18 protein-coding genes are annotated in these 20,811 nt (G+C 53.0%); 2 read left to right on the top strand and 16 right to left on the bottom strand.

The window, feature by feature from the left end:
- Positions 1 to 2: 2 nt before the first annotated feature.
- The 9 genes from recA to miaB form a co-directional block, all read right to left on the bottom strand.
- Positions 3 to 1,166 (bottom strand): recombinase RecA, encoded by a 1,164-nt coding sequence (gene recA / locus R8377_RS04550; protein WP_317642310.1) that lies wholly within the window; start codon positions 1,164 to 1,166, stop codon positions 3 to 5.
- A gap of 184 nt (positions 1,167 to 1,350) precedes the next feature.
- Entirely contained in the window at positions 1,351 to 1,584 is a 234-nt protein-coding gene (locus R8377_RS04555) for a DUF3046 domain-containing protein (RefSeq protein WP_317642311.1), read from the bottom strand.
- A 131-nt stretch (positions 1,585 to 1,715) separates the two neighbouring features.
- Entirely contained in the window at positions 1,716 to 2,234 is a 519-nt protein-coding gene (locus tag R8377_RS04560) for a helix-turn-helix domain-containing protein (RefSeq protein ID WP_317642313.1), read from the bottom strand.
- Positions 2,235 to 2,389: 155 nt separating this feature from the next.
- Positions 2,390 to 2,947, bottom strand: coding sequence for a CinA family protein (locus R8377_RS04565; protein ID WP_425604984.1), 558 nt, complete (start codon positions 2,945 to 2,947; stop codon positions 2,390 to 2,392).
- 82 nt (positions 2,948 to 3,029) lie between these two features.
- Positions 3,030 to 3,644, bottom strand: coding sequence for a CDP-diacylglycerol--glycerol-3-phosphate 3-phosphatidyltransferase (gene pgsA / locus R8377_RS04570; RefSeq protein ID WP_317642315.1), 615 nt, complete (start codon positions 3,642 to 3,644; stop codon positions 3,030 to 3,032).
- A gap of 133 nt (positions 3,645 to 3,777) precedes the next feature.
- A complete protein-coding gene (locus R8377_RS04575; protein ID WP_317642316.1) occupies positions 3,778 to 6,579 on the bottom strand; it encodes an FtsK/SpoIIIE family DNA translocase in 2,802 nt (933 codons plus the stop codon).
- A 123-nt stretch (positions 6,580 to 6,702) separates the two neighbouring features.
- Entirely contained in the window at positions 6,703 to 7,197 is a 495-nt protein-coding gene (locus tag R8377_RS04580; protein WP_317642318.1) for a MerR family transcriptional regulator, read from the bottom strand.
- Between the two features lie 60 nt (positions 7,198 to 7,257).
- Positions 7,258 to 8,307: a tRNA (adenosine(37)-N6)-dimethylallyltransferase MiaA gene (gene miaA, locus R8377_RS04585; protein ID WP_425604985.1), complete on the bottom strand. Its 1,050-nt coding sequence runs from the start codon at positions 8,305 to 8,307 to the stop codon at positions 7,258 to 7,260.
- The gene (gene miaB / locus R8377_RS04590) at positions 8,291 to 9,736 is read right to left on the bottom strand and encodes a tRNA (N6-isopentenyl adenosine(37)-C2)-methylthiotransferase MiaB (protein ID WP_317642319.1); all 1,446 of its coding nucleotides are present in this window, start codon (positions 9,734 to 9,736) and stop codon (positions 8,291 to 8,293) included. Before miaB ends, miaA begins: the two co-directional genes overlap by 17 nt.
- Before the next feature lie 132 nt (positions 9,737 to 9,868).
- Between miaB and R8377_RS04595 the strand changes: the two genes are divergently transcribed.
- A complete protein-coding gene (locus R8377_RS04595; RefSeq protein ID WP_425605038.1) occupies positions 9,869 to 10,651 on the top strand; it encodes a GTP pyrophosphokinase in 783 nt (260 codons plus the stop codon).
- Between the two features lie 110 nt (positions 10,652 to 10,761).
- On the opposite strand, the gene R8377_RS04600 is transcribed toward R8377_RS04595, so the two are convergent.
- On the bottom strand, positions 10,762 to 11,601 hold the full coding sequence (locus R8377_RS04600) for an aldo/keto reductase (protein WP_317642322.1): 840 nt from the start codon (positions 11,599 to 11,601) through the stop codon (positions 10,762 to 10,764).
- A 199-nt stretch (positions 11,602 to 11,800) separates the two neighbouring features.
- On the opposite strand from R8377_RS04600, the gene R8377_RS04605 reads away from it, so the two are divergent.
- Positions 11,801 to 12,613, top strand: a complete 813-nt coding sequence (locus R8377_RS04605) for a Bax inhibitor-1/YccA family protein (protein ID WP_317642323.1) — start codon at positions 11,801 to 11,803, stop codon at positions 12,611 to 12,613.
- An 84-nt stretch (positions 12,614 to 12,697) separates the two neighbouring features.
- Here R8377_RS04605 and R8377_RS04610 read toward each other — a convergent pair whose 3' ends face one another.
- From R8377_RS04610 to R8377_RS04635, 6 genes are all read right to left on the bottom strand, one after another.
- Entirely contained in the window at positions 12,698 to 15,148 is a 2,451-nt protein-coding gene (locus tag R8377_RS04610; RefSeq protein ID WP_317642324.1) for an HAD-IC family P-type ATPase, read from the bottom strand.
- Positions 15,145 to 15,720 carry a type 1 periplasmic-binding domain-containing protein gene (locus tag R8377_RS04615; RefSeq protein WP_317642325.1) on the bottom strand — a complete coding sequence of 192 codons (576 nt, stop codon included), beginning with the start codon at positions 15,718 to 15,720 and terminating at the stop codon, positions 15,145 to 15,147. Before R8377_RS04615 ends, R8377_RS04610 begins: the two co-directional genes overlap by 4 nt.
- A gap of 105 nt (positions 15,721 to 15,825) precedes the next feature.
- A complete protein-coding gene (locus tag R8377_RS04620; protein ID WP_317642326.1) occupies positions 15,826 to 17,085 on the bottom strand; it encodes a class I SAM-dependent RNA methyltransferase in 1,260 nt (419 codons plus the stop codon).
- 115 nt (positions 17,086 to 17,200) lie between these two features.
- Complete coding sequence (locus R8377_RS04625; RefSeq protein ID WP_317642328.1) at positions 17,201 to 17,905, bottom strand: DUF3159 domain-containing protein; 705 nt, start codon at positions 17,903 to 17,905, stop codon at positions 17,201 to 17,203.
- 3 nt (positions 17,906 to 17,908) lie between these two features.
- Positions 17,909 to 18,718, bottom strand: coding sequence for a DUF3710 domain-containing protein (locus tag R8377_RS04630; protein ID WP_317642329.1), 810 nt, complete (start codon positions 18,716 to 18,718; stop codon positions 17,909 to 17,911).
- Between the two features lie 88 nt (positions 18,719 to 18,806).
- Positions 18,807 to 20,798, bottom strand: coding sequence for a dipeptide ABC transporter ATP-binding protein (locus tag R8377_RS04635; RefSeq protein WP_317643709.1), 1,992 nt, complete (start codon positions 20,796 to 20,798; stop codon positions 18,807 to 18,809).
- Positions 20,799 to 20,811 lie beyond the last annotated feature (13 nt).

Here is a 20,811-nt window from a genome sequence, read left to right on the forward strand (position 1 = left end):
TTTCAAGAAGCTTGAGCCGCTGCTACTGGCTGTCCTTTGCCGCTAGCAGTGGGTGCCGCCTTATCCGCATCCGCAGACTTGTCGGCTTCGCTTTCAGTCTCGCCTTCACCGTTTGAAGTAGCTGCCTTCAAACCAAAAGCGACTTTCACCTTATCTTCGACTTCCTGAGTCAAGCCAGGGTTGTCCTTCAAGAACTGACGAACGTTCTCGCGGCCCTGACCTAGCTGATCTCCTTCATACGTAAACCAAGAACCAGACTTCTTGATAACGTTGGCTTGCAAGGCCATATCAAGTACAGAGCCTTCTTTGGAGATGCCCTCGCCGTAGAGAATGTCGAACTCGGCAATCTTGAAAGGCGGAGCCATCTTGTTTTTGACGACCTTCACCTTGGTACGGTTGCCGACTGCGTCATCGCCGTTTTTCAAGGTTTGAATACGACGAATATCCATACGTACTGAGGCGTAGAACTTCAAAGCCTTGCCACCAGTAGTGGTCTCAGGACTACCAAAGAATACGCCAATCTTTTCGCGCAACTGGTTAATGAAGATAGCAGTCGTGTTAGCCTGCGCTAAAGCACCGGTCATCTTACGCAGAGCTTGGCTCATCAGCCTAGCTTGCAAACCAACGTGGCTATCTCCCATATCACCGTCAATTTCAGCTTTAGGCACCAAGGCTGCAACCGAATCGATGACAATGATGTCGAGCGCACCTGAACGAATCAGCATGTCAGCAATCTCAAGCGCCTGCTCACCGTTATCTGGCTGAGAAACAATGAGAGAGTCAGTATCCACGCCCAGCTTACGGGCGTACTCAGGGTCGAGAGCGTGCTCGGCATCGATAAATGCTGCCACTCCCCCGTTCTTTTGAGCGTTCGCCACAGAATGCAGAGCCAAGGTAGTTTTGCCTGAGGATTCGGGGCCGTAGATTTCTACGATGCGACCTCGGGGCAAGCCACCGATACCCAAAGCCATGTCTAGGGCCAGAGAACCCGTGGGCACAACTTCTACATCTTGTACGGGCTTGTCTCCCAAGCGCATGGCAGAACCCTTACCAAAGTTCTTCTCCACCTGCGCCAAGGCGGTATCTAGAGCAGCCTTGCGCCGAGGGTCCATGCTATCCAGGTCTTCTACCTTAGACTTGCCCTTGCTGTTTGCTTGATGTGCCATACGGCTCTCCTTCATCAATAGTGCTTGCAGTCCACCCTAATCGCAGGCTCAGCTGAACTGCTAGCCTAAGGTAGCGATGTGGTCGAATGTGAATACTTATCCACAATCGGCTTTACTGCACCGTTCTTTCCCGCTAAGTACTGAGTATACCCGAAGACACGAACAAATGTTCGAACGTTGCGCCCTAGGCGGCAGGCAACGGTGGCGCATTATGATCCTTTCCCCAACGCTGGGAATCGGGCACCTCCATCTGATCACATAATACATTCCAAATCACACGAGGCTCAATACCCCCATCCAAAGCCTCCTGCACCGTCATGGAGTCCAAACGGGCCAACCGCTGGTCTTGCGCCAAGCTGCGGCCGTAGACCCGTCCAAAAACTTCTTCTACCAAAGCCCAGAATTCACGTTCTTTCACAATTCACCAGCTTAGAACACATACCACGACACACGAAACGCCCAACTCAAACGAGCCGGGCGTTTCACGACAATTCTTAATGCAAGCCACAAAGCCCATGCACATCGGACCAAGCGGGCTTATCGGTCAGATTAATTCTGGTGAGATTCCAAGTAGTCAGCCACTAGACGCAAGGTCTGGGGAACCCCTAGGCCCAAAGCATCTGCAATAGAACTTAGTAGTTCGGAGCTTGCTTCCTTTTGACCGCGCTCTACCTCGGAGAGGTAGCCCAAGGAAACACCGGCCTTTTCGCTGACTTCGCGTAAGGTCTTGTGATCATTGGTGCGCAGCTCACGCAGCACGTGCCCTAAAGCTTCCCTAAGGGAAACCTCTTGAATTACCTGCTGATTCTGACGACTTTGAGTAGCATCTTGTTGAGTGGCACTCACGCCATCTTCTTGCATCCACATTTTATTCAGACTTGCCTGGCGTTCTTCTTTTGCCTTCTTAGCGGCCCGAGCACGAAGCACCTGCTGCTGGGCAAAAGCAACCGCCCTACGCTGAGCCGGAGTTAAATCTCGTACACGAGCATTCTGGTCGCGGGTGGGAACCGCAGGATTGAGTTCGAATGTGTCCTTGGACCTGGTCAACACGGTTTCTACCTTGTTCATCACAGCCCCTTTCGCCATATCGTATTCATCGTCACTATGCTCAAACGCTGAGGGCTTACTTTTATTCCCAGCACGAAACTTGTTTCGGAAATTGTGAGCTATATCACATTATGGTTCAGTCGATATGGCGCTGTCGGGCAAGCGAACGGGCTTGTTCAGGCATTGAGCAATTGGAAAACCCTGCGCAGCAGTTGAAGAACCGTACTTCGGCGAACTGCTTCGCGCGAGCCTTGTAGCTGCAACTGCACCGAGCACAAGCAATAATCGCCCGCAAGAGTGCCCGCTTGAGGACTGCGAACCAATCGAGCCGGCACTGCCATACCCACATATACCAATCCCGCAGGCTGCCCATTGTCAGGACCAGGACCAGCGACACCAGTCGTTGAAAGCCCTAGCACAGCGCCCTCGTGGCCTTGTTGAGTGTAGAGCTTGGAAGCACCAAGAGCCATTTGCTCAGCTACCTGCGGGTGCACCGCTCCATGAGCATCCAACAACTGCTGGTCAACCCCCAAAACAGAAGCCTTAGCAGCAATATCGTACGTCACGGCCGAGCCCAAAAAGACATCAGACGCACCAGGAATGCGAACAAATGCATCGGCGAGTAAGCCGCCGGTCAACGACTCGGAAGCAGCAAGAAAGAGCCCATGACGACGGCAGGCAGCCAAAGCCATACGAGCCAGCTCATCGCACCGCCCTTGTAAGTCATCACTCATAGTTTTCCTCAACATTCACAGTCAGGCCCGAACTCTGACCCTACGACACGAAGATACTATCTAGACACGAGGAAACGGTAACTTAGCGCCGCTTACCAAAGACTCCGTAGAGATATTCGCCGCCCGAGTATAAACAGAGCACAAGAGCCAGCACAATGATGCCCTGAGTCAGCGGTAAGTACCAAGAACCCACCGAGCGCAGCGGAGCGATCAACATGGCTAGGCCTGTAAACTCGAACAGGGTCTTGAATTTTCCTGCCGGGGAAGCAGCAATAACTTGTCCGCCTCGGTCGATAATAAAGAAACGCAAAACAGTAATGCCAATTTCGCGCAGCAAAAACAGGATAGTGGCCCACCACCACAGTTCGCCGAATATAGAAGCAATCACTAGGGCCGAGATAATAAGCAGTTTATCGGCGATAGGATCCATAAGTTTGCCTAATTCGGTTACTTGATTGTATTTACGTGCCAAGTAACCGTCGAGCTTATCTGTAGAAGCTGCCACGATAAAAAGAGTGGCGGCAGTCCAACGCATACCCAGACTGTTCTGCCCCCAAGCACCAGATCGAGCATATAACACGATAAACACCAGCACCAGAAGAATGCGAATGTAGGTCACAAAGTTGGGTGGGCTATTCCACCCATCTAGCAGAGAGTGCTTATGTTCACTCACTGTGGACTGCGAATCGTCCTGCATTACCTCTCCTCAAGTCTGTCTTTATCACTTCGTCTTCTAGCCTGCCGCTGGTGGATGCTCAGCCGAAACGGCGCTAATACGTCTTTCAGCTATCCTAGCCGTTCGCACAGTGAGACAAGCCTGTCATCGCACATCACGCCTCTCCAATAGATGAAGCGTCGCCACGAATAAAGGCCAAAGCCTCTTGTAGCTGCGAAGGTTGTATTAGCACTTCACGCGCTTTAGAACCTTCCGAGGGGCCTACAATACCACGAGATTCCAACAGATCCATCAAACGACCCGCGCGCGCGAAACCGACCCTGAGTTTGCGCTGCAGCATGGAAGTGGAACCGAACTGATTAGTAATAACCAGCTCGGCAGCTTGCAAGAGCTCGTCCATATCGTCGCCAATGTCTTCAGCGACTTCTTTTTTCTTGTCTTGCGTCTGTGCCATTTGCTCGATATCTTGCCGGTACTGAGGTTTACGCTGAGTGCGTACAAAATCAACGGCCTTACGAATCTCTGATTCAGAGACCCAAGCACCTTGCACACGAGCGGGCTTAGCCTGCCCCATAGGAAGGAAGAGCGCATCACCTTGGCCGATAAGGGTTTCAGCTCCAGTGGCATCCAAAATAACTCGTGAATCTGTAGAAGAGGAAGTGGCGAAGGCCAAGCGGGAGGGGATATTAGCCTTAATCAGACCGGTAACCACATCGACCGAAGGGCGCTGGGTAGCCAACACCAGATGCACACCAGCAGCGCGAGCTAACTGGGTAATGCGCTGGATAGAGCTTTCCACATCATTTTTGGCGACCATCATCAGGTCGGCCATCTCGTCGACGACAACCAACAAATAGGGGTATGGCGCTACCTTGCGGTTAGAGCCAGCGGGCGCATGGACTTTACCGGCGCGCACTGCTTGGTTGAAGTCTTTAACGTGGCGGAAACCAAAGAATTGCAAGTCATCATAGCGAGCGTCCATCTCTTTAACCACCCATTCCAGAGCCTGAGCAGCCTTCTTAGGGTCAGTAATGATGGGGGTCAGAAGGTGAGGAATACCGGCATAAGCGGAAAGCTCCACGCGCTTAGGATCGACCAAGATGAGGCGAACCTGCTCAGGAGTAGCCCTCATAATCACCGAAGTGAGCATGGAGTTCACAAATGATGACTTACCAGAACCCGTAGCGCCTGCCACCAGCAAGTGGGGCATCTTAGTCAAATCGGCGGTAACGTAGTGACCTTCTACATCTTTCCCAACAGCAGAGAGCATGGGATTATCTTCGGACTGGGCCTCTTGGGAGCGCAAGACATCGCCCAAGTGCACAATTTCCCTATCTACGTTAGGGATTTCAATGCCAATAGCTGACTTTCCTGGGATTGGCGAAAGGATACGCACGTCTGAACTGGCCACAGCATAGGCGATATTGCGCTGTAAGTTGGTGACTTTTTCAACCTTGACACCATGACCAAGCTCAACCTCGTATTGGGTCACTGAAGGTCCGCGTAAGAAACCTACCACCTTTGCGTCAACATCGAACTGATGGAAGGTGGATTGCAAGGCCTTAATAACACTGTCGTTGGCCTGGGTTCTAGCTGCGTGAGGTTTACCACGGACCAGCAAATCGTTCGACGGCAACACGTAAGGAGTCAGGTTGGCCGTCTCTATAGGCCGCTCCCCTTCACCATCATCACTGCTAGGGCCAGGTGTTTGGTCCGCGACAGCTTCGCTATTGGGAGCACTACCTTCTTCAAGCTGTTGAGCAGCAGCAGCGGCAGCAGCCCAAGGATCACTGGAGCCAACGCCCGACAGTTCTTCCTCGCTGATGGCAGGCTCATTGCTTTCCTGCGCAGGAGACTCAGGCTCGAGATCGGCGGGCGAATACCCAGTTGCTATAAACTCAGTGGCTTGTGTAGGCATTGCGATATCGGCAGTTTGCCCGCCGAAGTCTATTGTCGGCTCAGGGTCGACCTCAAGCTGGGTTTCATCGGCCTCACCATGAATTTGAGCAGCCCTGTCGAAGGGGTCATCTGCCTCGTAATGGTCCAGACCAGCTCCTCCCTGCCCCTTGTTCTTACGGTGGAAGAGCCGTTTGAACCAGTTGCCCTGAGCAGATTGCGGCCGAGATTGAGTCTGCTCACTACTGTGGTCATCGTCGTTGTGAGAAGGCACACCCGGTGCGAAAGCAAGCGTATCCTCGCCTACTCTAACCTCGTTGGGATAGAGTTCATCGTCGCCCTCTGCACTGTCACCTTCCTCGCTCTTGTGCGCGCCGAGATAAGAGGCAAGAGGAGCAATGAGTGAATCGATATGAACGTTGAGGACTAGCAGAAGTGAAAACAGCGCTAAGACTACGAAAATAATCGTGGCAAATACCTTGGAAAGCCCCCAGGCCAGAGGCGATCCGATAGCAAATCCTAAAAGACCGCCGGAGCGGCGTACCTGTCCCAAATCAAAACGGCGAGTCGAGGAAGCCATGACAATATCGAGAACGGAGCAAACCGACCATAGGAGCAAGAACAGGCCACCCAAGGAGTGCCCATTACCCGAGCCTTTGCCCGAATATGCAGTCAACCTCCAGAAAGCCCACATCAAGACTAGGGGCAGGATGACACTAGGCAAGCCCAGAGCAGCGGAAGCGATGAAGTGAAGACCACGCCCCAATGGTCCGTCTACCCGGAACCACTCAGAGGCACAGAATAGGATAGCTCCGATAAGCAGTAGGAAGCACAAACCATCTTTACTATAGGCCGGATCGTACTGCTCGCCACCAGTGAGAGCGCGTACACCTTTGCCCAGCGTTCGCGGCAACCACAGCAGTACCTTATGCCAACCGGACTCTACTGCTGGCTCATTGCTGTCTGTACTTCGGTTGCGTGAACCCGCACTCGAACCGCGCCCTTTGGTCTGAGCCCGGGAACGAGAGTTGTTTTTATCTGAGGCGTTCTTACGTGTCATAGCTCTTTCAGATTAGCGGAAAGCTGGCTGCATGTGGCTCCGGCTTGTCGAGCTTGCACAAAGAATTCTTAAAGCAGCATTTCACACTTCTGTGGAAGCTTTCAAACAGCCAACACCATACGGTTATGCCTGCAAACGAGAACTTTTGCGTTGGCGAGCGAAAGCCCGCAATGCTTCAATGACGCTTTCCCCCCTGTCTAATACATCCTGCGCCTCTTGGTAATCTTCTCGCCCTATGGCCTGCCAGTAGTGAGTTTTCACGTCCACATACTTTCGACGCAACTGCAATTCTTCGAGCTCACGATCTAAGCGCTCAGCTTGCACGGCCAGTAACTCAACCTCACGTTCAGCTCCTTGAGCGCCCTTAGCACGGTTCTCCAGATATTCACGCATATTGTTGAGGGGCATGCCTGTGGCATTCAGACAAGAAATGGCAAGCAGCAAATCCACATCTTCGTCATTGTAAGCTCGGTGTCCACTGCTTATGTCGCGTTCAATCGGCCCTATGATACCTATATCTTCGTAATAACGCAGCGTCGATTCAGGCAATCCTGAGATAAGGGATGCCTCTTTAATCGTGTGTCGGACCGGAGCAAGAGTAAGCGTAGATGAATCCATATATCGTATTGTAAGAACTTCAAGTACTCGAAGTCAACTGCTGATTATTCATTGCTCATTTCAGGCACTTACTACGGATCCAAGAGGATGTCTGGCCACCCTGGTTTGCGCCTGCGCATCTATAACATCAAAAGCACCGCGGTCAGCTTCATCAACCAGAACCAAGGCTTGCTCTATAAGGTTGGAGCTAAGAGCATTAAGCCAATGAATGCGTGGATCTCGGCCGAACCAGCCCATCTGCTTGCGGGCTAAGCGCCGGGTCTTCTGCGCAATAAGATCGAAGGCCTCATCTTGACTTATCTGGCCATCCAAATAGGCCTCGACCTGTTCATAGCCCAAGGCTCGTGCCGAAGTTTCTCCCAAACGCGAGCGCATAGATTGTACTTCCTCAATGAACCCCTTACTGCGCATGAGTTCAGTTCGTAAGCCAATCCTTTTGTCGAGTTCATCGCGGTCTAAGTCTAGGCCAATTTGCACAGAGTCAATCACATAGCGATAGTGGGGCAAGGATGCTGAGTAAGGCTTCCCCGTAATTTCCATCACTTCCAGAGCCCGGATAGTTCGGCGCTCGTTTCTAGGGTCCATATGTTCAGCAGCCTGTGGGTCTCGCTCTTGCAGCTCTACAAACAGCTTGCCCGCGCCTTCATGCTTTACCCGCTCTTCTAACCGCTGGCGTACGGCTGGGTCGGTGCCCGGAAAGCTTATATCGTCAATTGCAGCTCGAGCATACAAACCTGAGCCTCCGACCAGAATCGGCCGCACGCCGCGAGATTGCAGTTCGCGAATGCACTGGCGAGCCAACTCTTGGAAGCGAGCCACACTCATTACTTCTTCCGGCTCAACTATATCTATCAGGTGGTGAGGGACCGCTTCGCACTCCTCAAGACTTGGCTTAGCGGTGCCGATGTCGAGTCCTCGATACATCTGATAGGCGTCTGCGTTGATAATTTCAGCCGATTCTCCACGCTTGGCGAAAGCTTGTGCCAGCTGGATTCCAAGTGATGTCTTGCCCGAAGCTGTTGGCCCCACAATGGAGATAACGCGCGGCTCACTCTCCCCCGCTCGCTCTCCTGAAGACTCTTGCGTCATCGATTCAGTGTTGCACAACATACGTTTGCCCCCGCTCAGGCTTTGGATCTGCAACCAAAAAATGTTTACCCGATTCAGTTACGGTGCAAGTCACAAGATCTCCAACAGCTAGCTCGCTCTTCCCTTCCGGTACACCCACGTGTACCAAGATGCCACCGCGCTCGCGCCCTGTCATTCGGTGAGTATTCTCATCTCGACGACCATGCTGCCCAGAAACCATCACTTCCACGTCTCTACCCACGAAAGCATCAAGCCCTTCTTGGGTAATGCGCTCCTGCAAGGCCAGCAGTCGCTCGAATCGCTCCTGCACGAGCTCCTTGGGCAGCTGCTCCATAAGCGCTGCTGGGGTGCCTGGTCTGGGCGAATACTGGAAAGTGTAGGCAGAAGAGAAACGGACTTGCTCCACCACGTCTAAGGTCTCTTGGAAATCTTCCTCGCTTTCGCCAGGGAAGCCCACGATAATATCGCTGGTAATCTGCGCATCGGGCATGGCCTGACGGACCTTGGAGAGCACAGAGAGATAGCGATCCTTGCGATAAGAGCGCCGCATAGCACGCAAAATCCGATCACTGCCTGATTGTAAGGGCATATGAAGCTGGTGCATCACATTAGGAGTTTGAGCCATAGCTTCGATGACTTCGTCGGTGAAAGCCGCCGGATGAGGAGAAGTAAAGCGTACTCGCTCTAAGCCAGGAATGCTGCCACAAGCCCGTAGCAGCTTGGGGAAAGCATAACGGTCTCCCATGGAATAGCCGTAGGAATTCACATTCTGCCCCAGCAGGGTTACTTCCTTAGCTCCGGCTTCAACGCAACGATTTACCTCTGCTAAAACATCCGCAATAGGGCGGTCTCGCTCCCTACCTCGTACTGCCGGAACTATGCAGAAGGTGCACGTATTGTTGCACCCTACCGAAATGGAGACCCACGAGGAAGTCTTCGAGGTGCGTACAGTCGGCAGGTCTGAGGGGAAGAGCGAGAGCTGGTCACTTACTTGAACCTGTGAGCTCTGCCTGACACGGGCCTGCTGCAAGAGCTCTGGCAATACTTCAATATTTTTCGTGCCGAACACTGCGTCGACCCAAGGAGCTCGACGAGCAATCTGTTCCCGATCCTTTTGAGCCATGCAGCCGCCAACCGCTATTTGCGCCTGAGGATTGAGTCGTTTGAGATGGGCCCACTTGCCTATGGTGCCATACATGCGTTTACTGGCATTTTCCCTCACCGCGCAAGTGTTGAGCACCATCACGTCGAGATCTCGAGCTTCGACCTGCTCTTGGCTGGCTGGCCGGTAGCCTTGGGCTTCCAAAACGCCTGCGATGCGCTCGGAATCATGCACATTCATCTGACAGCCTAATGTGTGCACATAGTAGAGACCTTGACCCCTATCTTCGCTTGATTGGGGGCCAAAGTTCATCTGACGTTCGCCTTGCGTCATCATGCCTTCGTTCATATTAGCCGATTCTACTGCCAGCCCTTGCCGAGCCCAATGAGCGCACATTTAGACAGGGCCAGGTTGCATAATGGGATAGCCGAAGCAGCCAGCCAGGAGGCTACCCAAACCGGCTCAACTAGGGAGGCGAATGTGATTCTCGAACGCGGCAGTGCGGTCAACACATCCGAGATACGGCAACGCTTAGAAACTCTCGACAGCCAACACTTGGCGAATTTATCAGCCGGAGAAATGGTTGAGTTCGTTGATTTGATGCAGGTTTACGAGGGCGCCATGCGCGAGATCTCAACCAAACTCGAAGTTTTAGACACCGAGTTCCAAGTGCAGTTTTCGCACAACCCCATCCATCACATGGAACGGCGGTTAAAGACCGCGAATTCGCTCATTGGCAAGCTGGAACGCAAGGAACTACCAATCACCGTCGAATCGGTAAAAGACCATATCTTTGACGTCGCCGGTATTCGAGTGATTTGCAACTATCGAGACGATGTCTACTCCGTTTCGCGATATCTTTCCGACCAATCCGACATCCAAGTCTTACGGGTCAAAGACTACATCCGCAACCCCAAGCAAAACGGATACCGCAGTCTGCATATTATTTACGCAGTACCAGTCTTCCTCACTTCTGGCCCTCATTACACGCCTGTGGAGGTCCAGTTCCGCACTATCGCTATGGATTACTGGGCCAGTTTGGAACATCAGCTGCGCTACAAATCAGACCTGCCCGATGCCCGCCTTGCTGAGCATTCACAAACCCTGCTAGACTGCGCCCGCTCTCTGCAAAATGTCGAAGTACAAATGCAGTCCATCCACCGCGATATTTCTGGTTCTCCCCAAGAGCAGGAAAGTGATGATGAGATGCTTGAACATTTGCGAAGTTTAGGGGAAGAACAGCGCGGCAAAGGCAATAGCTAGCCTCTGCCCGATTAGCAAAAACTACTGCCATTACATACACAAACGTTTGGGCCGGACTATCGCGCTAGTCCGGCCCAAACTTATACGCTGGAAAGCAGCTTACACGTAAGCTAGAAGTTGAAGTTATTCGGGTCTGCCCCAACGCGCTTGCCCGTGTTCAAAGCAGCAATGGCAGCCATATCTTCATCAGAAAGCTCAAAATCGAACACGTCAAAATTCTGCTCAATGCGCTCTTGGTGAGTGGACTTAGGTATAACGATAACCCCACGCTGTAAGTGCCAGCGAATCACTACCTGCGCAGCTGACTTGCTGTATTTCTCGCCAATTTCAGCGAGCTTTGAATTACTTAAGAGATGGGTTCCGCTGCCGCCCAGCGGGCTCCAAGCCTCCACATCAACACGCAAGTTGCCGTGGCAGTAATCAACCAGCTCTTGATTAGTGAAGATAGGCGAAGACTCAATTTGGTTTACCACCGGCTTGAGCGAGGAAATCGAATGCAATTCCTCAAGATGGTGTTGCTCAAAATTGCATACTCCGATAGCCCGCACCCGGCGCTCATTATAGAGTTCTTCCATTGCCTCCCACGCCTTCTGCCAGCCTTGCGCCGGCCAATGGATGAGATAGAGATCAATGTAATCAGTGCCCAGTAAATCCAAGCTCTCCTCGAAAGCCTGCCGGGTTCGCCCCGCCCGTATGGCATCATTCCACAGTTTGGTGGTCACGAACACATCTCTACGCTTTAAGCCCGACTCGCGAATGCCCTGCCCCACTGATGCCTCGTTTTTGTATGCGCGGGCGGTGTCAATATGGCGGTACCCAGCTTGCAGAGCCCAGCGCACCGCGTCAACTGTTTCACTACCATCCGGAGTTTGGAAGACGCCCAGACCTAATTGAGGTATAGACACGCCATTGTTGAGTTTCACCATAGGCTGCTGCATATCTGCTTGCATTGAGCACTCTCCTTGCTGTTGCTAACTACCTTGTCGTATTCGAGGCTTACTCCTATCCTAGGCTCCTCCGGCGCTGCTGGCTAGCGCTTTGTCCACTTTCGGTCAGAGCACACTCTCAGGAAATTACCGGGTAAATCCGCTAAAGTGGTTCATATACCAAGATGACTCGCAGCTATACAGAGTCAGTTAGGAGGAGCTCATGACATTTGGTCGCCAGCCCCAGAACAATGGGTACACCAACCAGCAATACCAAGGCAACCCCAATTACCGGGCCCAACAGCCCTACGGTTTCAACAACGACAGCACTGCTGCAATACCCACTCAGAGCGCTTACTCGTACGAGCGCGCAGAACATACTTCTATGACACGCGCATACGGCGAAATGGCAATCGGCTTACTCGTCACTGCCGCAGTAGCCTACCTCACTTACGCTTCAGGCTTACTCTACAGCTTCATACGCACCACCGGCAGCTTGGGGTGGATAGGCCTGTGCATCGTGCAGGTAGTCTTTGCCATTAGCTTGTCGGCCAAAGTCATGCAGATGAAAACCTCCACCGGCCGCCTCATGTTTTACGCATACGCAGCGCTCATGGGATTCACGCTCAGCTCTGTGTTTGCTATGTATTCTGTGCCCACCCTCTTGGTCGCTCTCGTAACGAGCGCAGGATTCTTCTTCTCACTAACCATGCTCGGTTTAACCACAAAAAAGAACATGCTGGGCTGGGGTTCTATCCTCATGGGCGCTCTCATCGCGCTCATCGTCGTGCAGGTAGCTCTGCTCTTCATAGCCCCCTCCAACACTGCTATGAAAGTAATCGCCACCCTAGGCATTGTGCTGTTCTCAGTATTAACTATGCATGACGCTCAGCAGACTCGCGCTATTTTTGCCAACTACCGCAATCAGGGCACCGATGTTATCGAGCGTGTTTCTATCCTGTGCGCTCTGAACTTGTACTTGGACTTTGTGAACTTGTTCTTGTATATCTTGGAAATCTTCGGCGCTCGCAATTAAGGCATTTCTTTCTCTTACTCAATCGCCCCTTCACCACTGATTCTTAAAGTGGTGAAGGGGCGATTGCCATGCAGTCTGAACTACTCAATCCCGCCGATGCTGGAGCTTGGCAATACAGCCCGGCAGCAGACCTACTGCCAATCCCATGACCGCCAGCCCGTAAACCACTCCAGCAAGCGTCGCAAGAGCCGAACGCCCAGTAGGCAAGACGATAGCGAAGAAATGGGCGACGAACGGTATGCAAGCTCCTATCACACCAGCTACAACAAAGAGCGCTACTAAGATTCCCCGCCAAGAGTGCAGAGGTTGAGCAACCCGAGCTAACACCAAGATACCCATAGCGAAGAGGACGATGGCACAGACGGTACGTAGCTGAGCTAAGTCGTTAGCATTGCGCAAGTTCCAGCCCATGAAGCCCGGCAAACACCAAGCCATCGTTAGCACTACTAGGGCCGTAGCAATGCCGCCAGGCAGAGCGAAAGCCACGACTCTCTTGAGAAAACCGGGCTTGTAGCGCCGCGTATTGGGAGCCAAAGCCAGGAAGAAGGCGGGCGTACCAATAGTGAGCGCACCTATATACGTGATGTGACGAGGCAAGTAAGGGAAGGGAATGGCGCTCAGTACCACACCCAGTGAAATCAGAGCAGAATACACGGTTTTGACCAAGAAGAGTCCTGAAACGCGTTCCATATTGGCCATCACCTGACGGCCTCGAGCCACCACGTCGGGCAAGTGAGAGAACTTTGAATCGACCAATACCACTTGAGCTACAGCCTTGGTAGCAGGCGCGGCATTACCCATAGCGATGCCTAAGTCAGCTTCTTTGAGCGCCAAGGAATCATTGACGCCGTCACCAGTCATAGCGACCGTGTGCCCGCCCAAGTGTAGAGCTTGGACTATGGCCTTCTTTTGCTCTGGCAGGACCCTGCCGAGCACGTCTATCTCTTCTAGAGCCTTGGCGAGTTCAGCTGTGTCTGTGGGTAACTTGCGAGCATCCATAGCCCGAGGCTTACTCGATCCAGTGAGTTCGACCTGTCCAGCAATCGCCGACACTGTAGCGGGGTTATCTCCTGAAATAATACGGCAGCGCACCCCCTGCTCACGGAACCAAGCCAAGGTCTGCTGGGCGTCCTCACGAATGTGCTCCGAACAAGTAATGAGTGCTTCTGGTTGCAAGCGCTCAGGCAAGACTGCGTCTTGGTCATTACAAGTCGTTCCAGCTGACCGAGCTAGCATTAGGACTCGGTATCCTTGGTCAGCAAGGGCTGTAACCTTACCCTCAATGTGTGGAAACACGCCTTCTTGAGATGCAAGCAAAACCTCAGGAGCTCCAAAGTACCAAGTATTTCCAGAATTGTCCGTTATGGCACTCCATTTGCGCGCTGACGAGAAGGGAATACGCGTGGGCACGTTCTCAGAAGGCTGTATCTGGCTCAGTCCTTGAAGAATAGCTGAACCTGTAGCATTAGGATTCTCTTCATGGGATACATCTACGAGGGCTTGTTCAAGGGGAAGCAGCGGCCCCTGCCCTAGATTAATTATAGAGTCGTAGACAATGCCACCATCGGTAATAGTGCCGGTCTTGTCTAAGTTCAAAGCATCAACCCGAGCCAGTGTCTCGACCGATTCTAGCTCCTGAACCAAAGTATTTTGACGAGCTAAACGGATGGCAGCCAAGGCAAAATTAAGTGAAGTTAAGAGCACGAGACCTTCGGGAATCATTCCCACCACGCCGGCCACAGCTGAGACAACAGCCCCCCGCCAAGCACCGCTCGCTACGGCTTCCTGCAAACCGCCAACCGTGTGCAGCTGCGTCCAAATCAATAGGACACACAGCGGCACTACGACGAAAGTCATCACCCGCAAAATCTTGTTGATGCCCTCGTTTAAGTCCGAATGTGTTTTCTTGTAGACCTTGGCTTGAGCCGTGAGCTTGGAGGCGTATGAGGATGCACCCACGGCAGTGACTTCAACCAAAGCGAGGCCGGAAACCGCAGTAGAGCCCGAATACACAAGGTCGCTCTCAGTTTTACGGATTGTCCGAGACTCACCGGTGAGCATGGACTCATCCAGCTCCAAACCCCATGTTTGAACAATCGTTCCATCTGCGGGAAGCTGATCCCCAGAACGAACCCAGAGCAAGTCCCCTTTGACGATTTCGTCGTGAGGCACCCGCACATCTTGCCCGCCTCTTCGCACAAAGAAGTCCGAGGCCACTAGAATCGACAGTTTATCGAGCGTACGCTTAGCTTTGAGCTCCGTAGCCACACCGATGCCAGTATTGATAATGATAATGATTCCAAATACTGCGTCTTTCCACTGGCCAGTAATCAGCACTACAATCATGGCAGCGAAAATGATTCCATTGAACAGGGTGAACACGTTTGCTCTTACGATTTGACCGAGCGTTCGCGAGCTGGCATCTTTCGACGCGTTGACCTGACCTGCGACCACCTGCTCTTGAACTTGCGCCGAGCTCAAGCCCGATTCAGCTACTGACGGGAAAGAGGGCTGGCTGGTATTCGGCGTACTCACAGTTGTTCCTCCAGTTGGTCCTGAGGCTCATGCTGACTCATGTCATCTTGCAGGCTGACCATTTGCGAACGTACATGCTCACGGTCATCAATAATCGTTTGTAAAGCTCTGCCCAGAGGCACGGCAGTCGGGTCATCCCTGTCTATGGTGAACTGGGCAGCGAAGAGTTTCGTATCCTGCGGCTGGTAGCCCTCCCCCAGCAATACCACAGCAACTCCGGCCTTACGAGCTTTGTTGAGAGTCACGTTCCAATCCCCCAAAGCCATACCTTCTATGAGAATCGCATGTACCTTACGGGCCACCGCATCTTTAACAGCTTGCTCTTGGCTGCGTAAATCGTTGGCGTCTGCGTAATAGGCTTTCATCCCATTGTGTTCGAGAAGACTACAGATTTGCCGGTTGGTAGCTTGCATTGCTTCGCGCTCCTTTTGAGCTGCGGGAGCAACAATTAATACGCTGGCATTGGAACGATCGACACCGTCATGCTCAACGGTAATGCCCGGCTGCCAAGTATCCCCTACTGCTCGACCGCGTGGAGCACAGCCGCCCAAGCACAACAGTAATAAAGACAAGCATATACAAACGGCAAGGCTTCGAGCGCGCCGACTTCTTATAAAACTGCCCTGGCTATGCATCATGACAACTGATTGTAACCAGGGCATGTTTCGAGTCTGCTCTCAGCGGGTGAACACCGCCAGGGTCTCCACATGATGGGTCATGGGATAGATATCGAAAGCTTGAACGTAATCCAAGTTGTAGCCAAGCTCGGTCAAGGTTGCGCTATCGCGGGCCAAACTGGCCGGATCGCAAGCCACGTAAGCCACTATGGGCGCTCCCGAGCGAGCAATCTGACGGCAGACTTCAGCTTTGGCACCAGCCCGTGGCGGATCCAAAACCACTGCGTCTGGCCGAGATAATTCTTTGGGCAGTCCTGAGGCCAGTGTCTTCGCCACGTCGCCAGCTAGGGCCGTTACGTTGCCAGAAACACCCGCTACTTGAGTGTTGTGCCGGGCCTGAGCTACAGCGATGCGCGAGCCCTCAATGCTGGCCATGCGAGTGTTAGGCCCAGTCAAGCTGGCCAAGGGCAGGGTAAAGAGACCAGAGCCGGAATACAAGTCCCAAATCACCGGCGATTTCTCTGTATTCAAACGACTTTGCACTGCCTCAATAACGGCATTGGCCAGCAAAGCCGGAGCCTGCCGATGAATCTGCCAGAAGCCAGAAGCGTCTACCTCGTAGGTAAAGTCTTGACCACCAACCGTGACCACTTCTTCGAGCTTGCGCCTGCCAGCCTTCACCTTTTTACCCAAGATAAGAGCAAAGTTATCACCCTGCCCTATCCGCTCGTGTTGAGGCAAAGCTAAGCGGATAGGAGTTCCTGGCTCGATACCGCCGTTCCACACTCCAAGTTGGCTCGCCATATCGTTGAGCTCACGCGTGGCCAGAGGCATCTCCTCGATAGCGACCCGCTCGTGAGATTCCCTACGACGCATTGAGGGGCGTCCGGATTCATCGGCGATGAGGTCAATACGGGTCCGCCAATACAGGCCCTTACGCTCTTCATCTCCTGCTGCCCTCACTACAGGCACAGTAGTATCAACATGACCTAGTCGACTCATTTGCTCTTGCACTACTGCTTGTTTCCAGGCCAACTGCCCAGGCAAGCTCACGTGTACAAGGTCAGCCCCGCCCACGCCACCTCCCCAAGCCAGAGGGCCCGCAATGGGCCAAGCTGGGTCGACACGCTCAGGACTCGCTTCCAGTACGCGAGTTACCTCACCGGTAAGGAAACGGCGCTTGGAGCGGATTGGTAAATCGACGTTTACCTCAACCAACTCGCCAGGTAAGGCAAAGCGCACAAAGATAACTTGTCCGTCTATGTGGCCTACACAGCGCCCTTGGTCGGCGTAGCGTTCCACGCGAACAGTTACTTGCATACGGTCCTCCCCGCTGAGCGTTGATACCGCTCAAATCTTGTGTTTTTGTTTTGGTCGTCATCTGCTATGTTTGCTTTCGCCTAGCATAGCCATTGGTAAATATAGCTGGACCAGCTTAAAGCGCGCCCTCGTCTTCTTCGCTCTGCGCACTACGCTCGCCACGATGATGGTCATGATAAGGCTGGGCTATCCACAGCCAAGACAGCCATATCACGAAAGCAAAGAGTGGCAATCCCATAACCAGCCGGGCTGAACCCAACCAAGCTAATCGATGATTAAGGTAGAGTGGCAATTGCACTAAGAGACGAGCCGCAAACATACCTATCCACAAGAGCGTTGCCCGCCAGTAGGCCTGATACAAAGCCCTATCCCGCCGCCATTGCTCCAACCATTTTTTAAGGCCAGATAATACCGGCTCACGCAAGTACTCCACAAGCAGGCCCAGGCCGGGAGCTCGTAGTAGCAGGGTCAAACAAAGCCCAAGAATCCAAGCCACATTCGTAATGAAACCAGGCAGATAATAGTTCCTAGCGTCTCTTGACAACCAAGCCCACAGTAGGCAAATCGCCATAGCAAGAATGCCGGTCAGTGCTCCCAGCCAAGATTGCCGCTGGACTAGCCGTAGCAACAACTGCAGCAGAGCAAGTCCTCCAGACACCGCAACAGTGAGCTGCAAGTTGGATGTGGCTAAGAACATGACAAGAAAGACCAGCCCAGGCAAGAGGGATTCTGCGATACCGCGGGCACCGCCTATGGCTTGATAAACGTTAAAGTCTTCAGAGCCAAGCGCCGCAATGCCGGTCTTTGCTTGTTTACTCACTGATTAGCGCACCTCAGAGAACATGGGTCCACGAGACAGCGTCGTTTTAACTTCCGTCTGCTGGTCACTATCGAAGGGGCCGGTGGGCTTGCCGGGGATAGACGCAGAGGAGTCATCACCTTCTGACTCTTCCTTCTCAGCTGCCCGCTGGTCAGGAGTGATGGGCTGGTGCATAGGAATCAAATCGCGAGGTGCCAATGGCTCTTCGCCACGGTCTACTACTATGTTGGAGAAGTATGTATCTAGAGTCTCGCGTTCCTTGCCCTTGCTGGCAGCAGGTCCGGAGAAAATACCGCGTAACATCCAGCGCGGCCCATCAACGCCCACGATACGGGTGGTGAACTCCTTACCCTTGACGGTGACGGGAAGCATGAGCTCGGTACCAAAGGTTCCCTCAACTTCACGAGCCTTAGGATTGCCTGCCTTCAAATCATGGCGTACGGTGTCCCACAGCCCTAAGGTCTTAGGAGCAGCAAAAGCTTCTACTTCTAGGCTGGACTGCCCATAGGAGATAGTGGCACCCATAATATCACCTGATTGGCCGTTGGCTTTGATACGCAGTTCAATACCTTGCAGATAGGGCAGATTGACAGCACCAATATCTAGATAGTCATCGTAGTTGACAACCTCTTCATCGTTGACATCCCAAGGACCGCGAGTAATGCCGCGCTCTTGGTCGAGATCAGAGTCCGACGCTTGCTCATCTTCTACTGACTCACTCGTATTCTCTTGCGATTCTTCTGTAATCAGGCTCTTGCTGTCTTGCCCTTCATCATCGCTCTTATGCTTCTTACCGAAACCGAACCATCCCATTATTTCCTCGTTTCTTCAGGAACGCTATCTACCACATTAGCAAAAGAGGAGGCCGACTACGAAGCCGACCTCCTCTTTCTTCCAAGCCTTAGTCTAGACCCAAACTCAGCTTGCCGCCGGGGATAGCCTCCAAGAGGTCCCTAGTATACTGCTGCTGCGGATGTTCGAAGACTTCATCGGTGGTGGCGTGCTCTACCAACTTGCCGTGCTGCATGACCACTACTTCATCTGCAATCTGGCGAACTACGGCCAAATCGTGGGTGATGAAGAGATAGCTCAAACCACGCTCTGCCTGCAAATCGTTGAGCAGGCGCAGCACCTGATCCTGCACCAACACGTCGAGTGCCGACACGGCCTCGTCGCAGATGATGACATCTGGGTTCAGAGCCATAGCTCGAGCGATAGCGATACGCTGACGCTGACCGCCGGAGAGCTCGTTGGGATAACGACCCATCACCGAAGCTGGCATTTCTACCATTTCGAGCAGGTCTTTCACCCTCTGCCGGCGCGACTTCTTATCACCGATACCGTGAATGCGCAGCGGCTCTTCAATAGAGCGGTAGATGGAGTACATCGGATCCAAAGAACCGTAAGGGTTCTGGAATACCGGCTGCACATGGCGTCGGAAGTCAAGCAATTGCTTGTTATTGAATTCAGCCGTGTCTTCGCCCTCATAGATGACCTTGCCGGAAGAGGGCTTAAGAAGGCGCAGAACCATGTTTGCAACCGTCGACTTACCCGAACCCGACTCGCCCACGATAGCCAGCGTTGTACCGCGTTTGACCGAGAAGGAGACATCGTCTACAGCCTTGAAGAGTTCCTTCTTGCGAGGCAAACGGAACTCACGGGTCAGATGCTCAACGGTAATGATGTGCTCACTCTTTTCGAGCGCCTGCTCACCCTTAACGTGATGCTCCATCAAGCTTTCAGCATCTTGGCCGTGCTCTTTGGCTGAGATAATACGCTGAGAAGCGAGGGAGGGAGCAGCGTTTACCAGTCGCTTGGTATAGGGATGCTGGGGATGCTGAAGCACATCGAGGCTGGGACCAGACTCCACTACCCTACCCTTGTACATCACAACGATGTGCTGGGCGCGCTCAGCAGCCAAGCCCAAATCGTGAGTAATGAAGAGCACAGCAGTACCCAAGGAGTCAGTTAAACCTTGCAAGTGATCCAGAATCTTCTTCTGAACAGTCACGTCGAGAGCCGATGTGGGCTCGTCAGCAATCAGCAAGTCAGGTCGAGAGGCCAAGCCCATAGCAATCAAAGCACGCTGACGCATACCGCCAGAGAACTCATGCGGATACTGACGGGCACGAGTTGCAGCATCCGGCAGACCAGCCTCAGACAACAGACCAGCTATACGGTCATCCATGTCAGAACCGTTGACGTACTTCTTGGCAATAGCCCAAGCTTCGTCGTCACCAACGCCTGCCTTAATCAGGCTCTTGGCTACGCCCCAGCGAGTTTCCGAGCCCGGATCCCACTGAGCTTGGAACACTTCCATAGCCTTGTCAGGATCAGTCTTCCCAGCTGCGACCACTGCCTCACGGGCAGCTACGAGCAAGTCGGGTAAGTCCTTGGAAGCAATGAAAAGCTCATCTTCCTCAGTCTTCAAGGTCACGTCTTCAGCAGAGGCCAACATTTTAGCCAGCTGAGAACGCTTCTCCTTGCTCACATCCATATGGTTAGCAACAAGAGCTTCCTTGACCTGGGCACCAATGCGCCACACAGGGTTCAAATTGCTCATAGGGTCTTGCGGAACAAGGCCAATTTGCTGTCCACGAATCTCTTCGTAGTCCTTACGACTCAACCCCACCAGCTCATGGCCGTGAAGTTTCATGGAGCCGCCCACGACCTTGCCGGTGCCCGGCAGTAAGCCAAGTACAGACATAGCAGAGGTGGACTTGCCTGAGCCAGACTCACCTACAATTGCCACCCACTGTCCGGGGTATACGTTGAAGGATGCATCGGTCACAGCGTGGACGGAACGGCCGTCGGCAGTAAAGTCGACCTGCAAATCCTTAACCTCAAGTAGGGGGCCATTGGACACCTGAGTCTCGAGCAGTTTGGACTGCATCGCATCTATTTGT

It is taken from the genome of Bombiscardovia apis, from assembly GCF_033095945.1.
GTDB classification, from domain to species: domain Bacteria; phylum Actinomycetota; class Actinomycetes; order Actinomycetales; family Bifidobacteriaceae; genus Bombiscardovia; species Bombiscardovia apis.